The sequence below is a fragment of the Phenylobacterium immobile (ATCC 35973) genome, from assembly GCF_001375595.1.
In the GTDB taxonomy this organism is placed as follows: domain Bacteria; phylum Pseudomonadota; class Alphaproteobacteria; order Caulobacterales; family Caulobacteraceae; genus Phenylobacterium; species Phenylobacterium immobile.
In genome coordinates this window covers 162,534-178,710 of record NZ_CVJQ01000002.1, presented here as the reverse complement: position 1 = coordinate 178,710, position 16,177 = coordinate 162,534, and the positions used below count along the sequence as shown (strand labels likewise).

The window sequence follows — 16,177 nt, the reverse complement described above, 5'->3', positions numbered from 1 at the left end:
TTCGCCCGTCAGACTTTCACCTTGGCCATGAAACGGAGTCAGAGCTTCATGGTCAAGAACAAAAGAGCAACTTAGAGCTGTTTTGTTGGCGCCAAACCCAGTCATGAGCGTTAGCCTAGCGGATGGCCGACTTCGATTTCGATGCTGTGGTGGTGGGCGCGGGCGCTGTGGGGCTTGCGTGCGGCTATGCGCTCGCACGACGCGGGCTGATCGTGGCGGTTCTGGAGAAGGATGCGGCGATCGGGCAGGGGGTTTCGTCGCGGAACTCCGAGGTGATCCATGCGGGGCTGCAGTATCCGACGGGGTCGCTGAAGGCGCGGTTGTGCGTCGAAGGTCGGCGCGCGCTCTACGCCTTTTTGGATGCCCACCACGTGGACTACGCCCGCTGCGGCAAGCTGGTGGCGGCGACGAAGCCGGAGCAGCTGGAGGGCCTGCGGGCGCTGCTGCGGCGCGCGCAGGCCAATGGCGTCGAGGATGTGATCGAGCTGAGCGCGGCGGAGGCCATCGCTCTGGAGCCGGAGCTCTTCTGCGTCGGCGCGCTCTCGTCGCCGCAGAGCGGGGTCTTCGACAGCCACGGCTACATGTTGGCGCTCGAGGGTGAGATCGAGGCCGCCGGCGGAACGGTGGTGCTGGCGACGCCGTTTGAGGCCGCACGGCCGCTGGCCGACGGCGGGTTCGAGATCCAGGCGGGCGGGGAACAGCCCACAACCCTGACCTGCCGCTATCTGGTGACCGCGCCGGGCCTGTCGGCGCAGGGAGTGGCGGCGCATATCGCTGGCTTTCCGGCAGCGGAGATCCCGGAGCCGCATTATGGCAAGGGCATGTACTTCCGTCTGGCTGGAAAGCCGCCGTTCAGCCGGCTCATCTACCCGCCGCCGGGACATGGATCGGTGGGCGCGCACTATCGGACCGACCTAGGCGGGCAGGGCGTGATCGGGCCTGACCTGCACTATGTGGACCACCCCGACTATACGGTGGATGCGAGCGCCGAGGCGGAGTTCTCGGCCTATATCCGGACCTTCTGGCCTGGGCTGCCGGACGGCGCGTTGACCCCCGACTACGCCGGCGTACGACCGAAGCTGCACGGGCCGGACGAGCCGCAGCCCGATTTCCGGCTGGATGGGCCGGACATGCATGGACTTGCGGGGCTGGTCGCCCTGTTCGGCATCGAGAGCCCCGGCCTCACCGCCTCGCTGGCGATCGGCGAAGAGGTGGCGTTGCGGTTGGGGCTCTAAGGTTTCGGCGCGATCCGCAACACCTTGCCGGCGGTTTCGTCGGTGGCGACGTAGAGGGCGCCGTCAGGGCCAACGATGACGTCACGGATACGCTGGCCCAGGTCGGTGAGCAGGCGCTCTTCGCCGACGATCTTGTCGCCGTCGAGGACGAGGCGGACCAGGGCGGTCGACCGGAGGCCGCCGACGAACAGGCTGCCCTTCCAGGCGGGGAACAGGTCGGCCTCATAGAAGGCCATGCCGGACGGGGCGATGACCGGGTCCCAATAGTAGGCGGGCTGTTCGGTCCCGGCCTTCTGGGTCAGGCCGCCGGTGATCTTGCCGCCGGCGTATTCGACGCCATAGGCGACGCTGGGCCAGCCGTAGTCGGCGCCCTTCTTAACGATGTTGACCTCGTCGCCGCCCCGCGTGCCATGTTCGACCTCCCAGAGAACCCCCGAGCGCGGGTTGATGGCGGCGGCCTGTATGTTGCGGTGGCCGTTCGACCAGATCTCGGGCTTTACGCCTTCGCGGCCGACGAATGGATTGTCGGCGGGGATCGAGCCGTCGGTCTTGATACGGACGATCTTGCCCAGGGTCACGCCGAGGTTCTGGGCCTGCATGCGGCCGCTCGCCACAGAGCGCTCGCCGGTGGTGATGAACAGCGCGCCGGTGTTGTCGAACACCAGGCGCGAGCCGAAGTGTTTCGTGGACTCCCAGGGCGGGGTCTGGCGCCATATCACCTTGGTGTCCGTCAGGATCGGCGCCTGGCCGTCCTTCAGCACCAGTTGGCCGCTGGCGACGGCGGTGTTGGTCTTGCCGTCCGGATAGCCCTCCGAGAAGCTCAAGTAGATGCGGCCGTTGGCGGCGTAGTTTGGGTCGACAGCGACGCCGAGGAGGCCGCCCTGGTCGCGGGCGTCGATGGGCGGCAAGCCGCCGATCGGGTCGGACAGCTTGCCGGCCTTGAACAGGCGCAGGCGGCCGGCCTTCTCTGTGATCAGGAGGCCGCCGCCCGGCAGGAAGGCGAGGCCCCACGGCTTGTCGATACCGGAGACATAGGTCTGGCTGCCGAAGGCGACGCCAGACTTGATCTCAGGCGCGCGAGTCTGGCCGGGGAAGGCCGGCGCCTGGCCCTTGGCGTTCGGCGGATCGGTCGGCACGGGCGCACCGGGCCGCATCGCGGTCGCGCTGGTCTGGGCTGAACCGGACTGTCCGCAGGCGCAGAGCAGGGCGGCGAGCGCCGCTGTGGCGAGAAGCTTGGGCATGGCGGGTCCTCCTGGCTGAGCCAAGGCGTGCGGGCTCAAATAGTTCCAGTAACCGTCTCCAGCGCCTGGGCGGGCGTCGCGCCGTCCAGGTGGATCTGCGACCACAGGGCGAAGAACAGGATCGGCCAACGGCGGCCAGGGGCGAAGGCGTCCGCGGTGATACCCGCCTCGCGCAGGGCCCGCACTTCGGAAAGCCGACCGGCGATGTCGGCTGCGCGCGGCGCGATCCAGCGCTCCACAGGCACGGTGAAGCCCTGTTTGCGCGCCCAGGGCTGGGCGGCTGGGCATTCCCGCTCCAGCCACTGGCGCAGGACACGCTTGCCGAACCGACCGTGAATCTTGTGGCTGTCGTGCAGGTTGAAGGCGAAGTCGGCGACGACGGGATCGAGGAACGGCGTGCGGCCCTCCAGCCCATGGGCCATCAGACAACGGTCGAGTTTGAGCAGGAGATCGTCGGGCAGCCAGGTTGCGATATCGGCGAACTGCGCGCGTTGCAGGTCGTCCATCCCGGCGGGTGCGATCGCGCGCAGGCGCCAGCGGTGCAAGGCGTCCGCATCGGTGGTCTGCGGCTCTGACCTGCGGCCGCCCAGCCAGGTCGGTCGCATGGCGCGGCGATAGCGGCCGTAGCCGGCGAACAACTCATCGCCGCCTTCGCCGGAGAGCACGACGGTCAGCGTTTCTTTCGCGGCTTCCGCCAGGCGGTAGGTCGGCAGGGTCGCGTAGTCGGCCGTGGGGTCGTCGAGCGCTTGGGCGACCAGGGGTGCGATCCGCCAGAAGTCGGCCTCGCCGAAGGTCGTCTGGCGCCAGTCGAGGTCGAGCGCGGTCGCCACCCGTTCGGCCTGGGCCCGTTCGTCTGCGGCGCCCGGCGCGTCGAAGCCGCAGGTGAAGGCGGTGACCGGCCGGCTGTTCTGGCGGGCCATAACGGTGGCGATGACGCTGGAGTCGACGCCGCCGGACAGGAACAGGCCGTAGGCGACATCAGAGCGCTGATGGACGGCGATGGCGTCGTCCAGGACCGTGTCGAGCTGATCCAGCAGGACCGCCTTGTCTCTGTATCGAACAACCGGGCGCTTGGGTCGGCCGCCCTCTATGGCGCGCTGGAAGCGCCGCCCGGTGATGCGCCCGGCGGTGATCTCGAGCATCTGGCCGGGCTCGAGCCGCTGAATGTGGGGGTAGGGGGATTGCAGGGCGTAGTTGAAGGCCAGAAGCTCGCTGCGGCCGTGCTCGGCGAGCCCAGGCTCGATGACCCCGGCGGCGAGCAGGGCGTGCGGCTCGGACGCGAAGGCGACGCCATCGTCGTGCCGGACGTAATAGAGCGGCTTGATGCCGAAAGGGTCGCGCGCCAGCCAGGCGCAGCCATCCGCACCGATGAGGCAGAAGGCGTACATGCCACGGAGCCGCTGAAAGGCCGCCTCGCGCTCGCTGGCGTAGAGGTGGAGCAGGGGTTCGAAGTCGGAGCCCGTCGCCGTCTCCAGGCCGAAGTCTCGGGCGAGTTCGAGGTAGTTATAGATTTCGCCATTGCCGACCACGGTCGCGCCGGCGGCGTGCAGGGGCTGCCAGCCGCCCTCAAGGTCGATGATGGAAAGCCGGGCGTGGGCGATCACGCCGGCCGGCGTCCGCTCGATCCGCACACCGTCGGGGCCGCGGTGGGACAGGGCCTCGATCATCGTCTGGACGATGGCCTCGACTCGGCTGTTCTCGGCGTCCGGCCGGGTCAGGAAGCCGGCGATGCCGCACATCAGCGCAGGCCGTGGGCGGCGAAGAGTTCGCGCCATTGGGCGACGACAGCGGCTTCCGAGAAGCCCTGGGCGACGCGCTTGCGGCCGGCGTCGGCCAGGCGGACCCGCAGAGCGGCATCGGCGATGAGGGATCGCACGGCCTCGGCGAGGGCGGAAGCGTCGTCGATGGGCGTCAGCAGGCCGTCAGCGCCGGAGTGAATCAGGGCGGCGGGGCCCTGGCTGGCGGCGGCCACCACCGGCAAGCCATGAGCCCAGGCCTGGATCACCACATTGCCCAGGGGCTCGTAGCGCGAGGGGAACAGGCAGATGTCAGCCGCCCGATAGAGGGCCGAGGCGTCGGTGCGCCAACCCAGGAAACGGACGCGATTCTCAACGCCCAGGGCGGCGGCCAAGGCGCGGAGCTTGGCCTCCAGCGGCCCTGAGCCAGCGATCCAGAGGTGGGCGTCGGGGATTTGGGTGAGCGCCTGGAGGGCGATGTCATGGGCCTTGGCCTGGTGCAGGCGCCCCATGGCCAGGAGCAGCGGCGCATCGGCGGGGGTCGCCAGGCTGGCGCGGTCAACGGGGACAGCGGCGGGAGGCTCGGCGGCGAAGTTGGGAATGTAGCTGATGGCCCGCGCCGACCAGCCCTGGCCCACCGCCCAGTCGGCGATATCCTCGGTGTTGGCCACGAGATGGTCGAAGCCGCGATAGTATTTGAGCTTGTAGTAACCGCCCAGCCGGCCGATCCGCGCCCAGCGGCCTTTTGGCGTGTGTCGGGCGGCGCGGTTCATCCAGGCTACCGCGACATCCGTGTGCTGCTGCTCGGCGAAGCGGGCGACGCCCATGCGGGTGAAGGGATCGAAGGGCCGTCCGAATCGCGCGGTCATGGTTGGCGCGCCGGCGGCCGTCAGAGCAGCCTCGCGAACGGGATGGGCGCGGATTGCGGCCGACTGCACGACGCCCGCGGCCGCCAGGGCCGCGATCAGGTCGAGGAAATAGGTCTCGGCGCCGCCGTCGCCGGCCGTTCCCAGGAGGTGAAGCACGCTCATCGCGGTTGCGAACCTAGCGGCTGCAAGGCCTGGCCCCAAGCCGCTTGATGGCTGAAGCGCAAATCCCTATAACGCGCCCCTCTCCGAGGGCCGCGGCCCAATGGGGCTGGGTAGCTCAGATGGTTAGAGCGGTGGATTCATAACCCACAGGTCGGCGGTTCGATCCCGCCCCCAGCTACCAACCGGCAGACAACTGACAGTCCGGTCGATCTTGAATGGATTGCGAACCTGACGGTCCGTGGCCATCGTCAGAACATGAGATTGGCAAGATCGCTTACCTCTTGTCTGAGTGCGACAGCGTGCATGTTGCTGTCACTCAGCGGGGCCCACGCTCAAACTGTCGATGAGTTCGTTGTCCGGCCGATCTGGCTGGACCGACCCGCCCTGCCGGATGCGCGCGACAGATGCGTTGGGCGTACCAGTTGAGGGGCGCAAGCTGAGGCTGCCGGTTCGCTGGGACCCCAGCTAGCCGGCGTCTCGCCGACCCTAATAGACCTTCGGCGCGGGCGCGATCGCGATGGGGCCGAGGGTCGCCTTGCCGGCTTGGAAGTAGAGGGTCGCCTCCGCGGTCTGGCCGAGGCCCTGGCGGGCGGAGGCGATGAGGGCGGCGCCTTCGGCGGTCTCGGGCGGGATGGCGGCGATCTGGCCGAGAGCGAGGAGCGCGCGGGGACCGTTGCGCAAGGTGACGGGCACGCTGCCTGAGAGGCGGCCGTCGCGGCCGGCGGCCAGCGTCGCGTCGCGGGCGGTCAAGCTGACGTCGCCGGCGGTTACGCCCGCGTCGCGCAGGTGGACGGCGCCGCCGGCCGCCGACCAGGCGCGCACGGCGGCCGCCCAGTCTTCACCCTTCAGCGCACTCGATTTCGAGAAGGTCGAGTTCCAGGCGAAGGACACGGGCTTGCCCTCGCCAGCGATGGCGAACAGGCGGCCTGGCGTGGCGCGGCCGCCTTCGAGTTTCGCAAAGACGCCACCCTCGTTGTCGGGACCCTTGCGGAGGTGGAACTCGACGGTCTTGGCCGCCGCCAGGACGAAGGGTTGGGCGCCTGCGCCAGGTGCGAAAGCGAGGTCGGCGCCTTCGAAGGAGAAGGCCGGCGGGGTGTCGTCCAGGCTGCGGAGCGAGGCGCGCAGGAGCCTGCCCGTGACATCGATGCGCCCGCCCTCGGGCCGGATGACGCTCAGGCCCTGCGGTGTGGCCAGGATCCAATGGCCCAGCGCAAGCATATTGGCCTCAGCCTCCAGCCTGGGAGTCTCCAGCGCCCAGCCGGATCGGTCGGCGATCCGCGCGCCGGCGAGGACGATGTCGAGGCGGAAGGGATAGCCTCCCAAGCTGATGTCCTGCCAGGCCACGTCGTAGCCAGCCGCCCGCAGGCTGCTGGCGCCCGACTCCAGCTGGGCCCGGGCCTCGCCGCGGGACCAGAGCCACCAGCCAGTCCAGCCGATCGACAAAAGGACCGCAGCGACGAAGGGGAGCCAGACGCCGATGTGGCGACGTTTGCGAGGCGGGGGCAGATCGTGCAGAGACATCAGATCCTTCGGGGCAGGGTGATGGCGGACGCGCGTTGGGTCTTCGGGTACGGCTCGCTGATGTGGCGGCCTGGGTTTCCGTTCGCGGAGCGACAAGACGCGATCCTACATGGTCGCCGCCGGGCCTTCTGCATCTATTCCGTCCACCACCGCGGCACGCCGGAGCGGCCGGGCCTGGTGCTGGGCCTGGCGCCAGGCGGCACGGCCCGGGGCACGGCCTATCGGGTCGATGAGGCCCATTGGGACGAGGTCTATGCCTATCTGCGCGAACGCGAGCAGCCGACCGAGACCTACTACGAGGCGCAGTCGGCGGTCCGGCTGGCGGACGGGCGTCGCGTGACGGCGCTCTCCTTTCTGTCCGATGTGGCGCACCCGCAGTGGGCCGGCCGATTGAGCTTGGAGCAGCAGGCGGCCCTGATTGCGGGAGCCTCGGGACTGTCGGGCAGGAACATCGACTATCTGCGGGATCTCGTAGGACATCTGCAGGCGCAAGGCGTGCGTGATCGCGGGATGGAGAGCCTGTTGGCGATGGTCGAGGCGCTGGAGCCTTAGAGGCGCGCGAGGCGGGCCGAGGCGTCCTCGATACGCTCTTCGAGCAGGCGCATGAATTCGCCGCGTTTGAGGCCGGGGGGGATCGGTTCAAGATACTCGAAGACGATGGTCCCAGGCGTCATGCGGAAGCCTTTGCGCGGCCAGTGGGCGCCGGAGTTCGTGGCGAGCGGCGAGACCGGCATGCCGAGCTCGCGATAGAGGGCGGCGACGCCGGGTTTGTAGTCAGGCTCGGCGCCCAGCGGGCGACGGGTGCCCTCGGGGAAGATCAGGACCTGGCGGGAGTCCTTCAGTCGGTCCTGCGCGTCGCGGACGAGCTTCTTGAGCGCGCCGGAGCCGCCTTCGCGATCGACGTAGATCATCCGCGCCTTGAGCGCCCACCAGCCGAAGCCGGGGATCTTCCGCAGCTCCTTCTTGGCGACGAAGCACGAGTCCGGCAGCCAGGCGAATTCGGCGTAGACGTCCAGCGCGCTCTGGTGCTTGGCGGCGATCAGGGCTGGGCCCTGGGGCGGCGCGCCGCGGACCTCGACCCGGATGCCGCAAATAACCCTCAGCAAGACGATCACCGTCCGCGACCAGAAGCGCATGGCGACGACGCACCACCCGCGCGGGCAGATCAGCAGCGGGGTCATCCCCAACGAATACAGCGCCGTCCAGCTGTAGAAGACGATGGCGAAAAGGGTCGATCGGAGAGCCAGCACCGTCGCGTCCTCAGGCTTCGCCGGGGCGCGTCCGCGGCCCCAGGCTGAGAACCGCCTCGCGTACCAGGATCGCCAGGTATTTGCTGTATTCCAGCGCCATCAGACGCACGGCGCTGGGCCGGCGCCACCAGCGGGCCGACTGCAGCGCGGGCGTCGGCACGGCGTAGGTTTGCAGGGCCAGGTCCTTTGGTGTGACGGCGCGCAGCTCAAGCATGGCCCGCGGCATGTGGTAGTCGGCGGTGACGATGATCAGGCTCTTGTAGCGCATGGCGGCGGCCCACTCGATCGTCTCGCGGGCGTTGCCGACAGTGTCGGCGGCGCGAAAGCCAAGATCTACGCAGCAGTCATAGAGGCGACGGGTCGCGCCAGAGGCGGCGCGGATGTCCTCGCGGTTGGCGATGCGGCTGACGCCGGAGATCAGCACGCGCTGGGCCTTGCCGTCCTCCAGCAGGCCGACAGCCGCGCCCAGGCGCAGGTCCGAGCGCGGTCCGGTCAGAGCCACGACGCCATCGGCGAAGGCGGGCTCGATGGGCGGTGTCGACTGCTGGACGCGGCTGGCGAAGGCGAAGAAGCCCGCCAGCCAGATGGCGACCAACACCATAAATGTGGTGACGCTTCTCATGCGCTCTCGCGGATCATCCGCGCTGCGGCGGCGCGGGCGGCCAGAGCGGCGACCATCGCGGCCAGCAGAGGGCAAGGCAGGAGCGCCGCCAGATCGATCCATGCGACGGGCAGGGCGGGCGTGAGGCCCGCGCCGCCGCCAGCGAGGCGGGCGAGGGCGCCGACGACGGCTGCGCCCACCGCGCCGATCGCACCGGCGACCGCGGCGAGGCCGGCGTAGCGGCCGACGAACAGGCGCGCGATGAAGCCGGGACTGGCGCCGGAGAGCTTCAGCACTTCGACCACGTCGCGACGGGTGGCGAGGCCTGCGCGGGCGGCGAAGGCGATGACGGCGCCCGCGGCGGCCGTGATCAGGACAAGGATGGCGATGGCTGTCCAGCGCACGGCGCCGGCGGCGCGGCGGATGTCCTCGATCCACACGGAGTGGTCATCGACGACAGCGTCCAGGCCCTGACTGGCCAGGGCCGCGCGCAGGGTCTGGGCGTCAGCCGGCGTGTCGCGGTCGAGGGTGACGGCGACGAGGCGCGGGGCGGGCAGGTTTTCGATATCGGCGATGTCGCCCAGCCACGGGCGGATCAGGTCGTAGGCGACCTTGGGTTCCAGGGCGCGCGCCTCAGAGACGCCCTTGGCGCCCGCCAGCGCCTCGGCCGCGCGTGCGGCGGCTGAGTCGGGGCTTTCGCCGCCGGCGGCGCGAACGATGACGGTGGCTTCGGCGCCCAGCTGGCCGTTCCAGTTCCGCGCCGCCCGGTCGCCGGCCAGGACGGCGAGGGCCGTCAAACAGGCCAGGAAGCAGAGCGTCGCCATGGCGAAGGTGAGACCGAGGTCGCGGCCCTCGCCCTGGGGCAGGAAGGGCGCCGGCTTCCAGCGCGCGGCGAAGTCGGGGCCGCTCATGCCTTGGTCTCTTCAAGGCTACGGATGCGACCCCCCTCCAGGCGCAGGACCGGCCGGCCGGAGCGGGCGATCAGGTCCTGGTCATGGGTGGCGATGATGACTGTGGCCCCGAGGCGATTCATCTCGACAAAGAGGCGCAGGATGCGCAGCGCCATCTCCTGGTCGACGTTGCCGGTGGGCTCGTCGGCGACAAGAATGTCGGGGCGGTTCACCAGGGCGCGAGCGATAGCCAGCCGCTGCCGTTCGCCGCCAGCAAGCGTTGGCGGCATGGCGTCCATTCGTCCGCCGAGGCCGACCCAGGTCAACAGTTCAGCGACGTCGCCCCGATAGTCGGCGGGCCGGCGGCCGGCGATCCGTAGCGGCAGGGCGGCGTTGTCGAAGGCCGAGAGGTGATCGAGCAGCAGGAGATCCTGGAAAACCACGCCGATGCGGCGGCGCAACTGCGGTCGGGCGCTGGCGGGCAAGGCGGTGGCATCCCGCCCGAATAGGCGCACGGCGCCTGTAGAGGGCTGGGCGGCGAGGCAGATCAGCTTCAGCAGCGAGCTCTTGCCGGCTCCGGATGGGCCCGTCACGAAATGGAAGCTGCCGGGCGCAAGGGCGAATGACAGGTCGCGCAGCACCTGGGGGCCGTCTCCGTAGCGCATTGAGACCTGGTCGAACTGGATTGCGGGCAAGTCGCCAGATGCAGAAAGTTTCGGGTTGGCCATGTCAGGGTGCGGGTTTGATGGACATGGAAGCCGAAATCGGCGACCTCGACTGAGGTTGCTGGAGCGTCCGATTCATTGGCCATGATACTGACCTGCCCCGCCTGCGCCACCCGCTATTTCGTCGACAACGACGCCGTGCCGCCGGGAGGGCGGAGCGTGCGCTGCTCAGCGTGCGATACGACGTGGCGCGCACAGGGCCATGTTGAGGCGCCGGCGGGGCCGTCGGACGAGATCAGGGAAATGCACGATCCGTTACCGGAGCTGTTTTCGCTACGGCCAGCGCCGCCGCCGCGCCGCCGGCGATCGGTGCTGAAGGTGTGGGCGGCGGCGGGCGTCGTTGTGGTTCTGGCGGGCGTCACGGCGGTCTTCCGAACGGAGATTGAACGGGCTTGGCCGGCGTCGGCCGGCGTCTACGCCGCGGTCCTGGGGGAATGATGAAACAGGTTGGAACCGTGCTGCTAAGCGAGGCGGAAATCGCCGCGAAGGTGGAGGCGCTGGCCCAGGAGATCGCGCCGCGGATCGACGATGACACAGTGGTTGTCTGCCTGCTGACGGGGGGCGTCTGGTTCTGCGCGGACCTGATGCGGGCGTTGGCGCGGGCCGGTCGCAACGTGCGCTTCGACGCCCTATGGCTGGCCTCCTACCGCGATGAGCGACAAAGTTCGGGGCGGTGCGAGGTGCGCGCCGACCTGCAACGCCCAGTGTCGGGGCGGACGGCGCTGATCGTCGACGATGTGTTCGACACTGGCCTGTCGCTCAGTGAGGCGGCGCGGCTCGTCGGCGACTCCGGCGCCCGGTCGGTGCTGACGGCGGTGTTCGCCAGCAAGCCCTGGCCGACGGAACGGGCGATCAAGCCGGACTTTGTGGCCTGGGAGGCGCCGGCCCGCTACCTCGTCGGCTATGGCATGGATAGCGCCGGGACCCTGCGCGGCCTGCCCCACATCGCCGCTCTGGACTGATCCCGCCGCCTGATGTAGAGGCGAAGGCATGATCCGCGCCTCGGGCCAGTTTTCGTTTTGGTTTAGCTATCGCCCCTCTGCGGCGGCGATGCGGGACCTTGCGACCTGAACGGATCGTAGAAACCCACATCAAGCCGCCGCCTCCGGCGGCTTTTTTTATGCCGCTGGGACCGCTCCGAACACCGGAAGAGACCCATGCCCGACTCCACAGACGACCTCCGTATCGCCGCCATGCAGCCGCTGAGCACGCCAGCGGAGGTGATGGCCGAAATCCCCGCGGGCGACCGCGCCTCCAGCGTGACGGCCGGCTCCCGCCGCGCCCTGCATCAAATCCTGAACGGCCGGGACGACCGGCTGGCGGTGATCATCGGGCCCTGCTCGATCCATGATCCGATCGCCGCCATGGACTATGCGCGCCGCCTGGCCGAGGTGCGCGAGCGCTTGTCGGGCGAGCTCGAGATCATCATGCGGGTCTATTTCGAAAAGCCGCGCACGACGGTGGGCTGGAAGGGCCTGATCAATGATCCGGACCTCGACGACACCTTCCAGATCAACAAGGGCCTGCGCCTGGGCCGCACCCTGCTGCGCGACGTCAATGACCTCGGCCTGCCGGCGGCGGTGGAGTTCCTCGACATCATCACCCCGCAGTACATCGCCGACCTAGTGAGCTGGGGCGCCATCGGCGCGCGCACGACCGAGAGCCAGATCCACCGGGAGATGGCCTCGGGGCTGTCGTGCCCGGTCGGCTTCAAGAACGGCACGGCGGGTGATGTGAAGATCGCCGTCGATGCGGTCTATGCGGCTGCCCAGCCGCACCATTTCCTGGCGGTGTCCAAGGATGGCCGCTCGGCGATCGCCACGACCACCGGCAATCCGGACGCCCATGTGGTGCTGCGCGGCGGCAAGGCGCCCAACTATGACGCCGCCAGCGTCGCGGCGGTCTGCGCCGAACTCGCCCGCGCGGCCCGGCCCCAGGCCCTGGTCATCGACGCCAGCCATGCCAACAGCGGCAAGAAGCCGGAGAACCAGCCGAAGGTTGTGGCCGACATCGCCGAACAGGTGGCCGGCGGCGAGACGCGGATCGTCGGCGTCATGGTCGAGAGCCACCTCGTGGCGGGCCGTCAGGACCTCGTCCCGGGCCGGCCGCTGATCTATGGCCAGTCAATCACCGACGGCTGCATCGGCTGGGAGGATTCCGTCGCCGTGCTGGAAGACCTGGCCCAGGCGGTCCGCGGCCGGCGTCGGCGTCAGGCGGCGGCCTAACAATCTGCGCTCACCCCGGCGAAGGCCGGGATGAGCGGGATTATTGCGGGTCTTCGAACCACACCGGCATGCGTTCGCGCGACAGCATGTCATCATAGGTGGGGCGAGGGCGGACGACGGCGAACTGTTCGCCGCGGACGAGGACTTCCGGGACCAGCAGGCGGCTGTTGTATTCGCTGGACATGGCCGCGCCGTAGGCGCCGGCGCTCATGAACGCGACGAGGTCGCCGGGCTCGAGCGGGGGCAGGTCGCGGTCGCGGGTGAAGGTGTCGCCGGTTTCACAGATTGGACCGACTACGTCATAGGGCCCAACCTCGCCGGCGCGCGGTTCGACCGGCCGGATGTGGTGATAGGCGTCATACATGGCCGGGCGGATCAGGTCGTTCATGGCCGCGTCCAGCACCAGGAAGCGGCGGCCTTCCGGACGCTCGTGGATATGCAGCACCTTGGCGATCAGGACGCCGGCGTTGGCCGCGATCATTCGGCCGGGCTCGAAGGCCAGCGACACATCCAGGCCCGAGGTGACGCGGGCGACCATGGCGGCGTATTCGTCCGGGGCCGGCGGATCGGGCTGGTTGAAGTAAGGCACGCCAAGGCCGCCGCCGAGATCCAGGCGCTCAACCGGAAGGCCTGCGGCGCGCAGGCGCTGGACCAGGCCGCGCATCTTGAAGAAGGCTTCTTCCATGGGCCTGAGGTCGGTGATCTGGCTGCCGATGTGACAGGCGACGCCGATGGCGCGGACGCCGGCCATGTTCATGGCCCGCGCGTAGAGGCGCTCGGCCTCGGCGAAGGAAACGCCGAACTTGTTGTCGGCCTTACCGGTGGCGATCTTGGCGTGGCCGCCGGCGGCCACGTCCGGATTGACGCGGATCGCGACAGCGGCGCGGACGCCCTTTTCGCGGCCGATACGGTCGAGGATTTCAAGCTCGGGCTCGGACTCAACGTTCACCTCGGCGACGCCAGCTTCCAGAGCGAAGGCCAGTTCCTCGGCGGTCTTGCCGACGCCGGAAAAAACGATGCGGTCGGCCGGCACCCCGGCGGCGAGCGCCCGGCGAATCTCACCCTCGGAAACGGTGTCGGCGCCCGCGCCCAGCCGGGCCAGAGTGCGTAGCACCGCGACATTGGGGTTGGCCTTGACCGCGAAGGCGATCAGCGGCTCGACGACGCCGGCGCCAACCAACGCATCGCGCAGCACATTGAAGTGCCGCTCGAGCGTGGCCGAGGAATAGATGTAGACCGGCGTGCCGACAGTCTCGGCGATGCGGCTAAGCTTCGTGTCCTCGCACCAGAGCTCGCCCCCCTTCAGCTCGAAGTGGTTCATTCGGGATAGTGGAAGGGGTCGGGCAAGGCGCCTTGCGGGGCTTTGCCGGTCGGGTCGCGGGTGTTCTGGATCGGGTCGGTGCGGACGGGCAAATTGGGCTGGACGTTGCGGCGATCGCGCGGGTCGATGGTGCGCACGGTCTCGACGTCTTCAGCGGGCGTCGCGGCCGCGGACTCGGCGGTCGGGGTGCGTCCGAATAACGGGCCGGGGCGCTCCAACTGGCCCATCTTGCCGCAACCGGCGATCGCGGATGTCGACAGCAGCCCGGCGACGATCAGGGTGTGACGAAGGCTCATGCGAGAATCTCCTTCCAGCGTTGGATCTGAACGCGCACCTGCTCAGGCGAAGCGCCACCATAGCTCCTGCGGCTGGACGCTGAAGCCTCCGGGGTCAAGACCTCGTAAACGCTGGCGGTGATCCTCGGCTCCAAGGCCTGCAATTCGGCGAGCGGCAGGCCCGGCAGGTCGACGCCGAGAGTCTCGGCCAACTTCACAGCCGAACCGGTGATGTGGTGCGCTTCCCGGAACGGCAGGTTCAATTCGCGCACCAGCCAATCGGCCAAGTCGGTGGCGGTGGAGAAGCCCGCGCCTGCGGCCGCGGACATGCGGCCAGTATTGGCGGTCAGGTCGGCGATCATTCCGGTCATGGCGGCGATCGAGAGGCGAAGCGCGTCGAAGGCCTCGAAGGTGGGCTCCTTGTCCTCCTGCATGTCCTTTGAATAGGTCAAAGGCAGGCCTTTCATCACCACGGCGAGGTGGGTGAAGGAGGCCAAGAGACGCCCGGCCTTGGCGCGCACGAGCTCAGCGGCGTCGGGGTTTTTCTTTTGCGGCATGATCGACGAGCCGGTGGTGAAGGCGTCCGACAGCGTGATGAAGCCGAACTGCGGCGTCATCCAGATGACGATTTCCTCGGCCAGGCGCGACAGGTGGATGGCGCAGATCGCCGCAGCGGCCAGGCTCTCCAGGGCGAAGTCGCGGTCGGAGACACTGTCCAGCGAGTTGGCCGTGGGCCGGTCGAAGCCGAGCGCCTTGGCGGTCTGGAAGCGGTCGATGGGGAAGGGCGAACCGGCGAGCGCAGCCGCGCCCAGGGGGCTTTCGTTCATCCGCGTTCGCGCATCGGCGAACCGTGAGGCGTCGCGGCCGAACATCTCGACATAGGCCATCAGGTGATGGCCGAACGTGACCGGCTGGGCAGGTTGCAGATGGGTGAAGCCTGGCATCAGGTCGGCGGCGTGAGCCTCGGCCTTGTTCAGCAGGGCGCGTTGCAGGCGGCGAAGCTGATCGCCGGTCTGGTCGCAGGCGTCGCGGACCCACATCCGGAAGTCGACGGCCACCTGGTCGTTGCGCGAACGCGCCGTGTGCAACCGGCCGGCTGGCGGGCCGATTAGTTCCCGCAAGCGCGCCTCAACGTTCATATGGATGTCTTCGTATTCCTCGCGGAAGGGAAACACTCCGCCCTCGATCTCTTCGCCGATCGTCTTAAGACCCGCCTGGATCTGGGCCTCGTCCTCGGCGGAGATCACGCCGGTTGTGCGCAGCATCTCGGCGTGCGCCCGTGAACCGGCGAGATCCTGTGCAGCGAGACGCTTGTCGAAACCGATGGAGACGTTAATCGCCTGCATCAGCTCGGCCGGCTTGTCAGCGAACCGGCCGCCCCACATGGCTTGACCTTTGGGCGCCGGTCCCGTCGGTTGGCCAGTGGGCTTTGCAGCGTCAGAGGAGTCGTCGGTCATGAGCGGTCATCCGGAGAAGGCGAACGGCGGACCCCTGAAGTGGGCCCTCCTCGGCGCAGGCGCGGTCGGCGTGGCCGGGCTCATCTACATCATAGGCCAGTCGGGAACCAAGCCGGCTGAACCGCAAGAATCGGCGCCGGCCGCACAGAGCGCCGATACGTCTGGATTCGCGTCCAAAATCAGCACGACCAACGCCGGCAAACCGGCCAGCGACTATCCCTTCGTCGACGCCGCTGGCCAGCCGACCAAGATCGCCGCCTTCAAGGGTCAGGTGACGGTGGTGAACCTGTGGGCGACCTGGTGCGCGCCTTGCAAGATCGAGATGCCGACGCTGGCGGCGCTGCAGAAGGCGTACGACGGCAGGCCTGTGTCCGTCGTGGCGATCAGCATCGACAAGCCGGACAAGGCCCAGGAGGCGCGCAATTTCATCACGCAGCACCCGCCGCTGAAATTCTACAATGACCCTGAGGCCAAGTTCCCGTGGGAGATGCAGCCGGCGGCCCAGGGCCTGCCGACCACCATCATCTACGGCAAGGACGGGCTGGAGCGGGCGAGAATCGCCGGTGACGCCGATTGGGCGGGCGCCGGACCGAAAGCGCTGATCGACAGGATTCTCGCCGAGGGCTGATTAAGGTCTTGGTCACCGAAGCAGCCGAACCGTGAGCGCAA

General features: G+C 68.8%; 17 protein-coding genes and 1 tRNA gene. 7 read left to right on the top strand and 11 right to left on the bottom strand.

Annotated features, from left to right (window positions below):
* Positions 1-122 precede the first annotated feature (122 nt).
* A complete protein-coding gene (locus BN1313_RS14920; RefSeq protein ID WP_091743092.1) occupies positions 123-1,235 on the top strand; it encodes an NAD(P)/FAD-dependent oxidoreductase in 1,113 nt (370 codons plus the stop codon).
* On the opposite strand, the gene BN1313_RS14915 is transcribed toward BN1313_RS14920, so the two are convergent.
* From BN1313_RS14915 to BN1313_RS14905, 3 genes are read right to left on the bottom strand one after another with little or no spacing between them, the layout of a single operon-like run.
* On the bottom strand, positions 1,232-2,476 hold the full coding sequence (locus tag BN1313_RS14915; protein ID WP_091743091.1) for a PQQ-dependent sugar dehydrogenase: 1,245 nt from the start codon (positions 2,474-2,476) through the stop codon (positions 1,232-1,234). The two genes, BN1313_RS14920 and BN1313_RS14915, sit on opposite strands and share 4 nt — an antisense overlap.
* Before the next feature lie 35 nt (positions 2,477-2,511).
* On the bottom strand, positions 2,512-4,215 hold the full coding sequence (asnB, locus tag BN1313_RS14910; RefSeq protein ID WP_091743090.1) for an asparagine synthase (glutamine-hydrolyzing): 1,704 nt from the start codon (positions 4,213-4,215) through the stop codon (positions 2,512-2,514).
* A complete protein-coding gene (locus tag BN1313_RS14905) occupies positions 4,215-5,243 on the bottom strand; it encodes a glycosyltransferase (RefSeq protein WP_091743089.1) in 1,029 nt (342 codons plus the stop codon). Before BN1313_RS14905 ends, asnB begins: the two co-directional genes overlap by 1 nt.
* Before the next feature lie 104 nt (positions 5,244-5,347).
* Between BN1313_RS14905 and BN1313_RS14900 the strand changes: the two genes are divergently transcribed.
* Positions 5,348-5,424, top strand: a tRNA-Met gene (locus BN1313_RS14900).
* Between the two features lie 305 nt (positions 5,425-5,729).
* On the opposite strand, the gene BN1313_RS14895 is transcribed toward BN1313_RS14900, so the two are convergent.
* Positions 5,730-6,764 carry a DUF2125 domain-containing protein gene (locus BN1313_RS14895; RefSeq protein WP_091743088.1) on the bottom strand — a complete coding sequence of 345 codons (1,035 nt, stop codon included), beginning with the start codon at positions 6,762-6,764 and terminating at the stop codon, positions 5,730-5,732.
* Positions 6,765-6,785: 21 nt separating this feature from the next.
* Here BN1313_RS14895 and BN1313_RS14890 point away from each other — a divergent pair, with 21 nt between their 5' ends.
* Positions 6,786-7,316, top strand: coding sequence for a gamma-glutamylcyclotransferase (locus BN1313_RS14890; protein ID WP_091743087.1), 531 nt, complete (start codon positions 6,786-6,788; stop codon positions 7,314-7,316).
* Here BN1313_RS14890 and BN1313_RS14885 read toward each other — a convergent pair.
* Genes BN1313_RS14885 through BN1313_RS14870 form a run of 4 tightly spaced genes read right to left on the bottom strand, consistent with a single transcriptional unit; the run spans position 7,313 to position 10,233 of the window.
* Positions 7,313-8,014, bottom strand: coding sequence for a lysophospholipid acyltransferase family protein (locus tag BN1313_RS14885; RefSeq protein WP_091743086.1), 702 nt, complete (start codon positions 8,012-8,014; stop codon positions 7,313-7,315). The genes BN1313_RS14890 and BN1313_RS14885 overlap by 4 nt on opposite strands.
* 10 nt (positions 8,015-8,024) lie before the next feature.
* Positions 8,025-8,636: a YdcF family protein gene (locus BN1313_RS14880; protein WP_091743084.1), complete on the bottom strand. Its 612-nt coding sequence runs from the start codon at positions 8,634-8,636 to the stop codon at positions 8,025-8,027.
* A complete protein-coding gene (locus BN1313_RS14875; RefSeq protein WP_091743082.1) occupies positions 8,633-9,526 on the bottom strand; it encodes a cell division protein FtsX in 894 nt (297 codons plus the stop codon). The genes BN1313_RS14880 and BN1313_RS14875 overlap by 4 nt, the downstream gene beginning before the upstream one ends.
* Positions 9,523-10,233, bottom strand: coding sequence for a cell division ATP-binding protein FtsE (locus BN1313_RS14870; protein ID WP_425415040.1), 711 nt, complete (start codon positions 10,231-10,233; stop codon positions 9,523-9,525). Before BN1313_RS14870 ends, BN1313_RS14875 begins: the two co-directional genes overlap by 4 nt.
* Before the next feature lie 81 nt (positions 10,234-10,314).
* Here BN1313_RS14870 and BN1313_RS14865 point away from each other — a divergent pair, with 81 nt between their 5' ends.
* The 3 genes from BN1313_RS14865 to BN1313_RS14855 all read left to right on the top strand — a co-directional run bounded on the left by BN1313_RS14865 (position 10,315) and on the right by BN1313_RS14855 (position 12,455).
* Positions 10,315-10,668 (top strand): zinc-ribbon domain-containing protein, encoded by a 354-nt coding sequence (locus tag BN1313_RS14865; protein WP_091743080.1) that lies wholly within the window; start codon positions 10,315-10,317, stop codon positions 10,666-10,668.
* Positions 10,668-11,192: a phosphoribosyltransferase gene (locus BN1313_RS14860; RefSeq protein ID WP_245620247.1), complete on the top strand. Its 525-nt coding sequence runs from the start codon at positions 10,668-10,670 to the stop codon at positions 11,190-11,192. The genes BN1313_RS14865 and BN1313_RS14860 overlap by 1 nt, the downstream gene beginning before the upstream one ends.
* A 195-nt stretch (positions 11,193-11,387) precedes the next feature.
* The gene (locus BN1313_RS14855) at positions 11,388-12,455 is read left to right on the top strand and encodes a 3-deoxy-7-phosphoheptulonate synthase (RefSeq protein ID WP_091743076.1); all 1,068 of its coding nucleotides are present in this window, start codon (positions 11,388-11,390) and stop codon (positions 12,453-12,455) included.
* A 40-nt stretch (positions 12,456-12,495) separates the two neighbouring features.
* Here the strand turns inward: BN1313_RS14855 and lysA are convergent, their stop codons facing one another.
* From lysA to argH, 3 genes are read right to left on the bottom strand one after another with little or no spacing between them, the layout of a single operon-like run.
* Entirely contained in the window at positions 12,496-13,776 is a 1,281-nt protein-coding gene (gene lysA / locus BN1313_RS14850) for a diaminopimelate decarboxylase (protein ID WP_091743073.1), read from the bottom strand.
* The gene (locus BN1313_RS14845) at positions 13,773-14,072 is read right to left on the bottom strand and encodes a hypothetical protein (protein WP_091743071.1); all 300 of its coding nucleotides are present in this window, start codon (positions 14,070-14,072) and stop codon (positions 13,773-13,775) included. The genes lysA and BN1313_RS14845 overlap by 4 nt, the downstream gene beginning before the upstream one ends.
* Positions 14,069-15,508: an argininosuccinate lyase gene (argH, locus tag BN1313_RS14840; RefSeq protein ID WP_091743069.1), complete on the bottom strand. Its 1,440-nt coding sequence runs from the start codon at positions 15,506-15,508 to the stop codon at positions 14,069-14,071. The genes BN1313_RS14845 and argH overlap by 4 nt, the downstream gene beginning before the upstream one ends.
* Between argH and BN1313_RS14835 the strand changes: the two genes are divergently transcribed.
* The gene (locus BN1313_RS14835) at positions 15,507-16,136 is read left to right on the top strand and encodes a TlpA family protein disulfide reductase (protein ID WP_091743067.1); all 630 of its coding nucleotides are present in this window, start codon (positions 15,507-15,509) and stop codon (positions 16,134-16,136) included. The genes argH and BN1313_RS14835 overlap by 2 nt on opposite strands.
* Positions 16,137-16,177: the final 41 nt, after the last annotated feature.

What these genes read in the sequence shown, in the direction of transcription:
- BN1313_RS14920 (WP_091743092.1), top strand. Translation starts at nt 123, where the DNA reads ATGGCCGACTTCGATTTCGATGCTGTGGTGGTGGGCGCGGGCGCTGTG.
- BN1313_RS14915 (WP_091743091.1), bottom strand. Translation starts at nt 2,476, where the DNA reads ATGCCCAAGCTTCTCGCCACAGCGGCGCTCGCCGCCCTGCTCTGCGCC.
- asnB (WP_091743090.1), bottom strand. Translation starts at nt 4,215, where the DNA reads ATGTGCGGCATCGCCGGCTTCCTGACCCGGCCGGACGCCGAGAACAGC.
- BN1313_RS14905 (WP_091743089.1), bottom strand. Translation starts at nt 5,243, where the DNA reads ATGAGCGTGCTTCACCTCCTGGGAACGGCCGGCGACGGCGGCGCCGAG.
- BN1313_RS14895 (WP_091743088.1), bottom strand. Translation starts at nt 6,764, where the DNA reads ATGTCTCTGCACGATCTGCCCCCGCCTCGCAAACGTCGCCACATCGGC.
- BN1313_RS14890 (WP_091743087.1), top strand. Translation starts at nt 6,786, where the DNA reads ATGGCGGACGCGCGTTGGGTCTTCGGGTACGGCTCGCTGATGTGGCGG.
- BN1313_RS14880 (WP_091743084.1), bottom strand. Translation starts at nt 8,636, where the DNA reads ATGAGAAGCGTCACCACATTTATGGTGTTGGTCGCCATCTGGCTGGCG.
- BN1313_RS14875 (WP_091743082.1), bottom strand. Translation starts at nt 9,526, where the DNA reads ATGAGCGGCCCCGACTTCGCCGCGCGCTGGAAGCCGGCGCCCTTCCTG.
- BN1313_RS14870 (WP_425415040.1), bottom strand. Translation starts at nt 10,233, where the DNA reads ATGGCCAACCCGAAACTTTCTGCATCTGGCGACTTGCCCGCAATCCAG.
- BN1313_RS14865 (WP_091743080.1), top strand. Translation starts at nt 10,315, where the DNA reads ATGATACTGACCTGCCCCGCCTGCGCCACCCGCTATTTCGTCGACAAC.
- BN1313_RS14860 (WP_245620247.1), top strand. Translation starts at nt 10,668, where the DNA reads ATGAAACAGGTTGGAACCGTGCTGCTAAGCGAGGCGGAAATCGCCGCG.
- BN1313_RS14855 (WP_091743076.1), top strand. Translation starts at nt 11,388, where the DNA reads ATGCCCGACTCCACAGACGACCTCCGTATCGCCGCCATGCAGCCGCTG.
- lysA (WP_091743073.1), bottom strand. Translation starts at nt 13,776, where the DNA reads ATGAACCACTTCGAGCTGAAGGGGGGCGAGCTCTGGTGCGAGGACACG.
- BN1313_RS14845 (WP_091743071.1), bottom strand. Translation starts at nt 14,072, where the DNA reads ATGAGCCTTCGTCACACCCTGATCGTCGCCGGGCTGCTGTCGACATCC.
- BN1313_RS14835 (WP_091743067.1), top strand. Translation starts at nt 15,507, where the DNA reads ATGAGCGGTCATCCGGAGAAGGCGAACGGCGGACCCCTGAAGTGGGCC.
- argH (WP_091743069.1), bottom strand. Translation starts at nt 15,508, where the DNA reads ATGACCGACGACTCCTCTGACGCTGCAAAGCCCACTGGCCAACCGACG.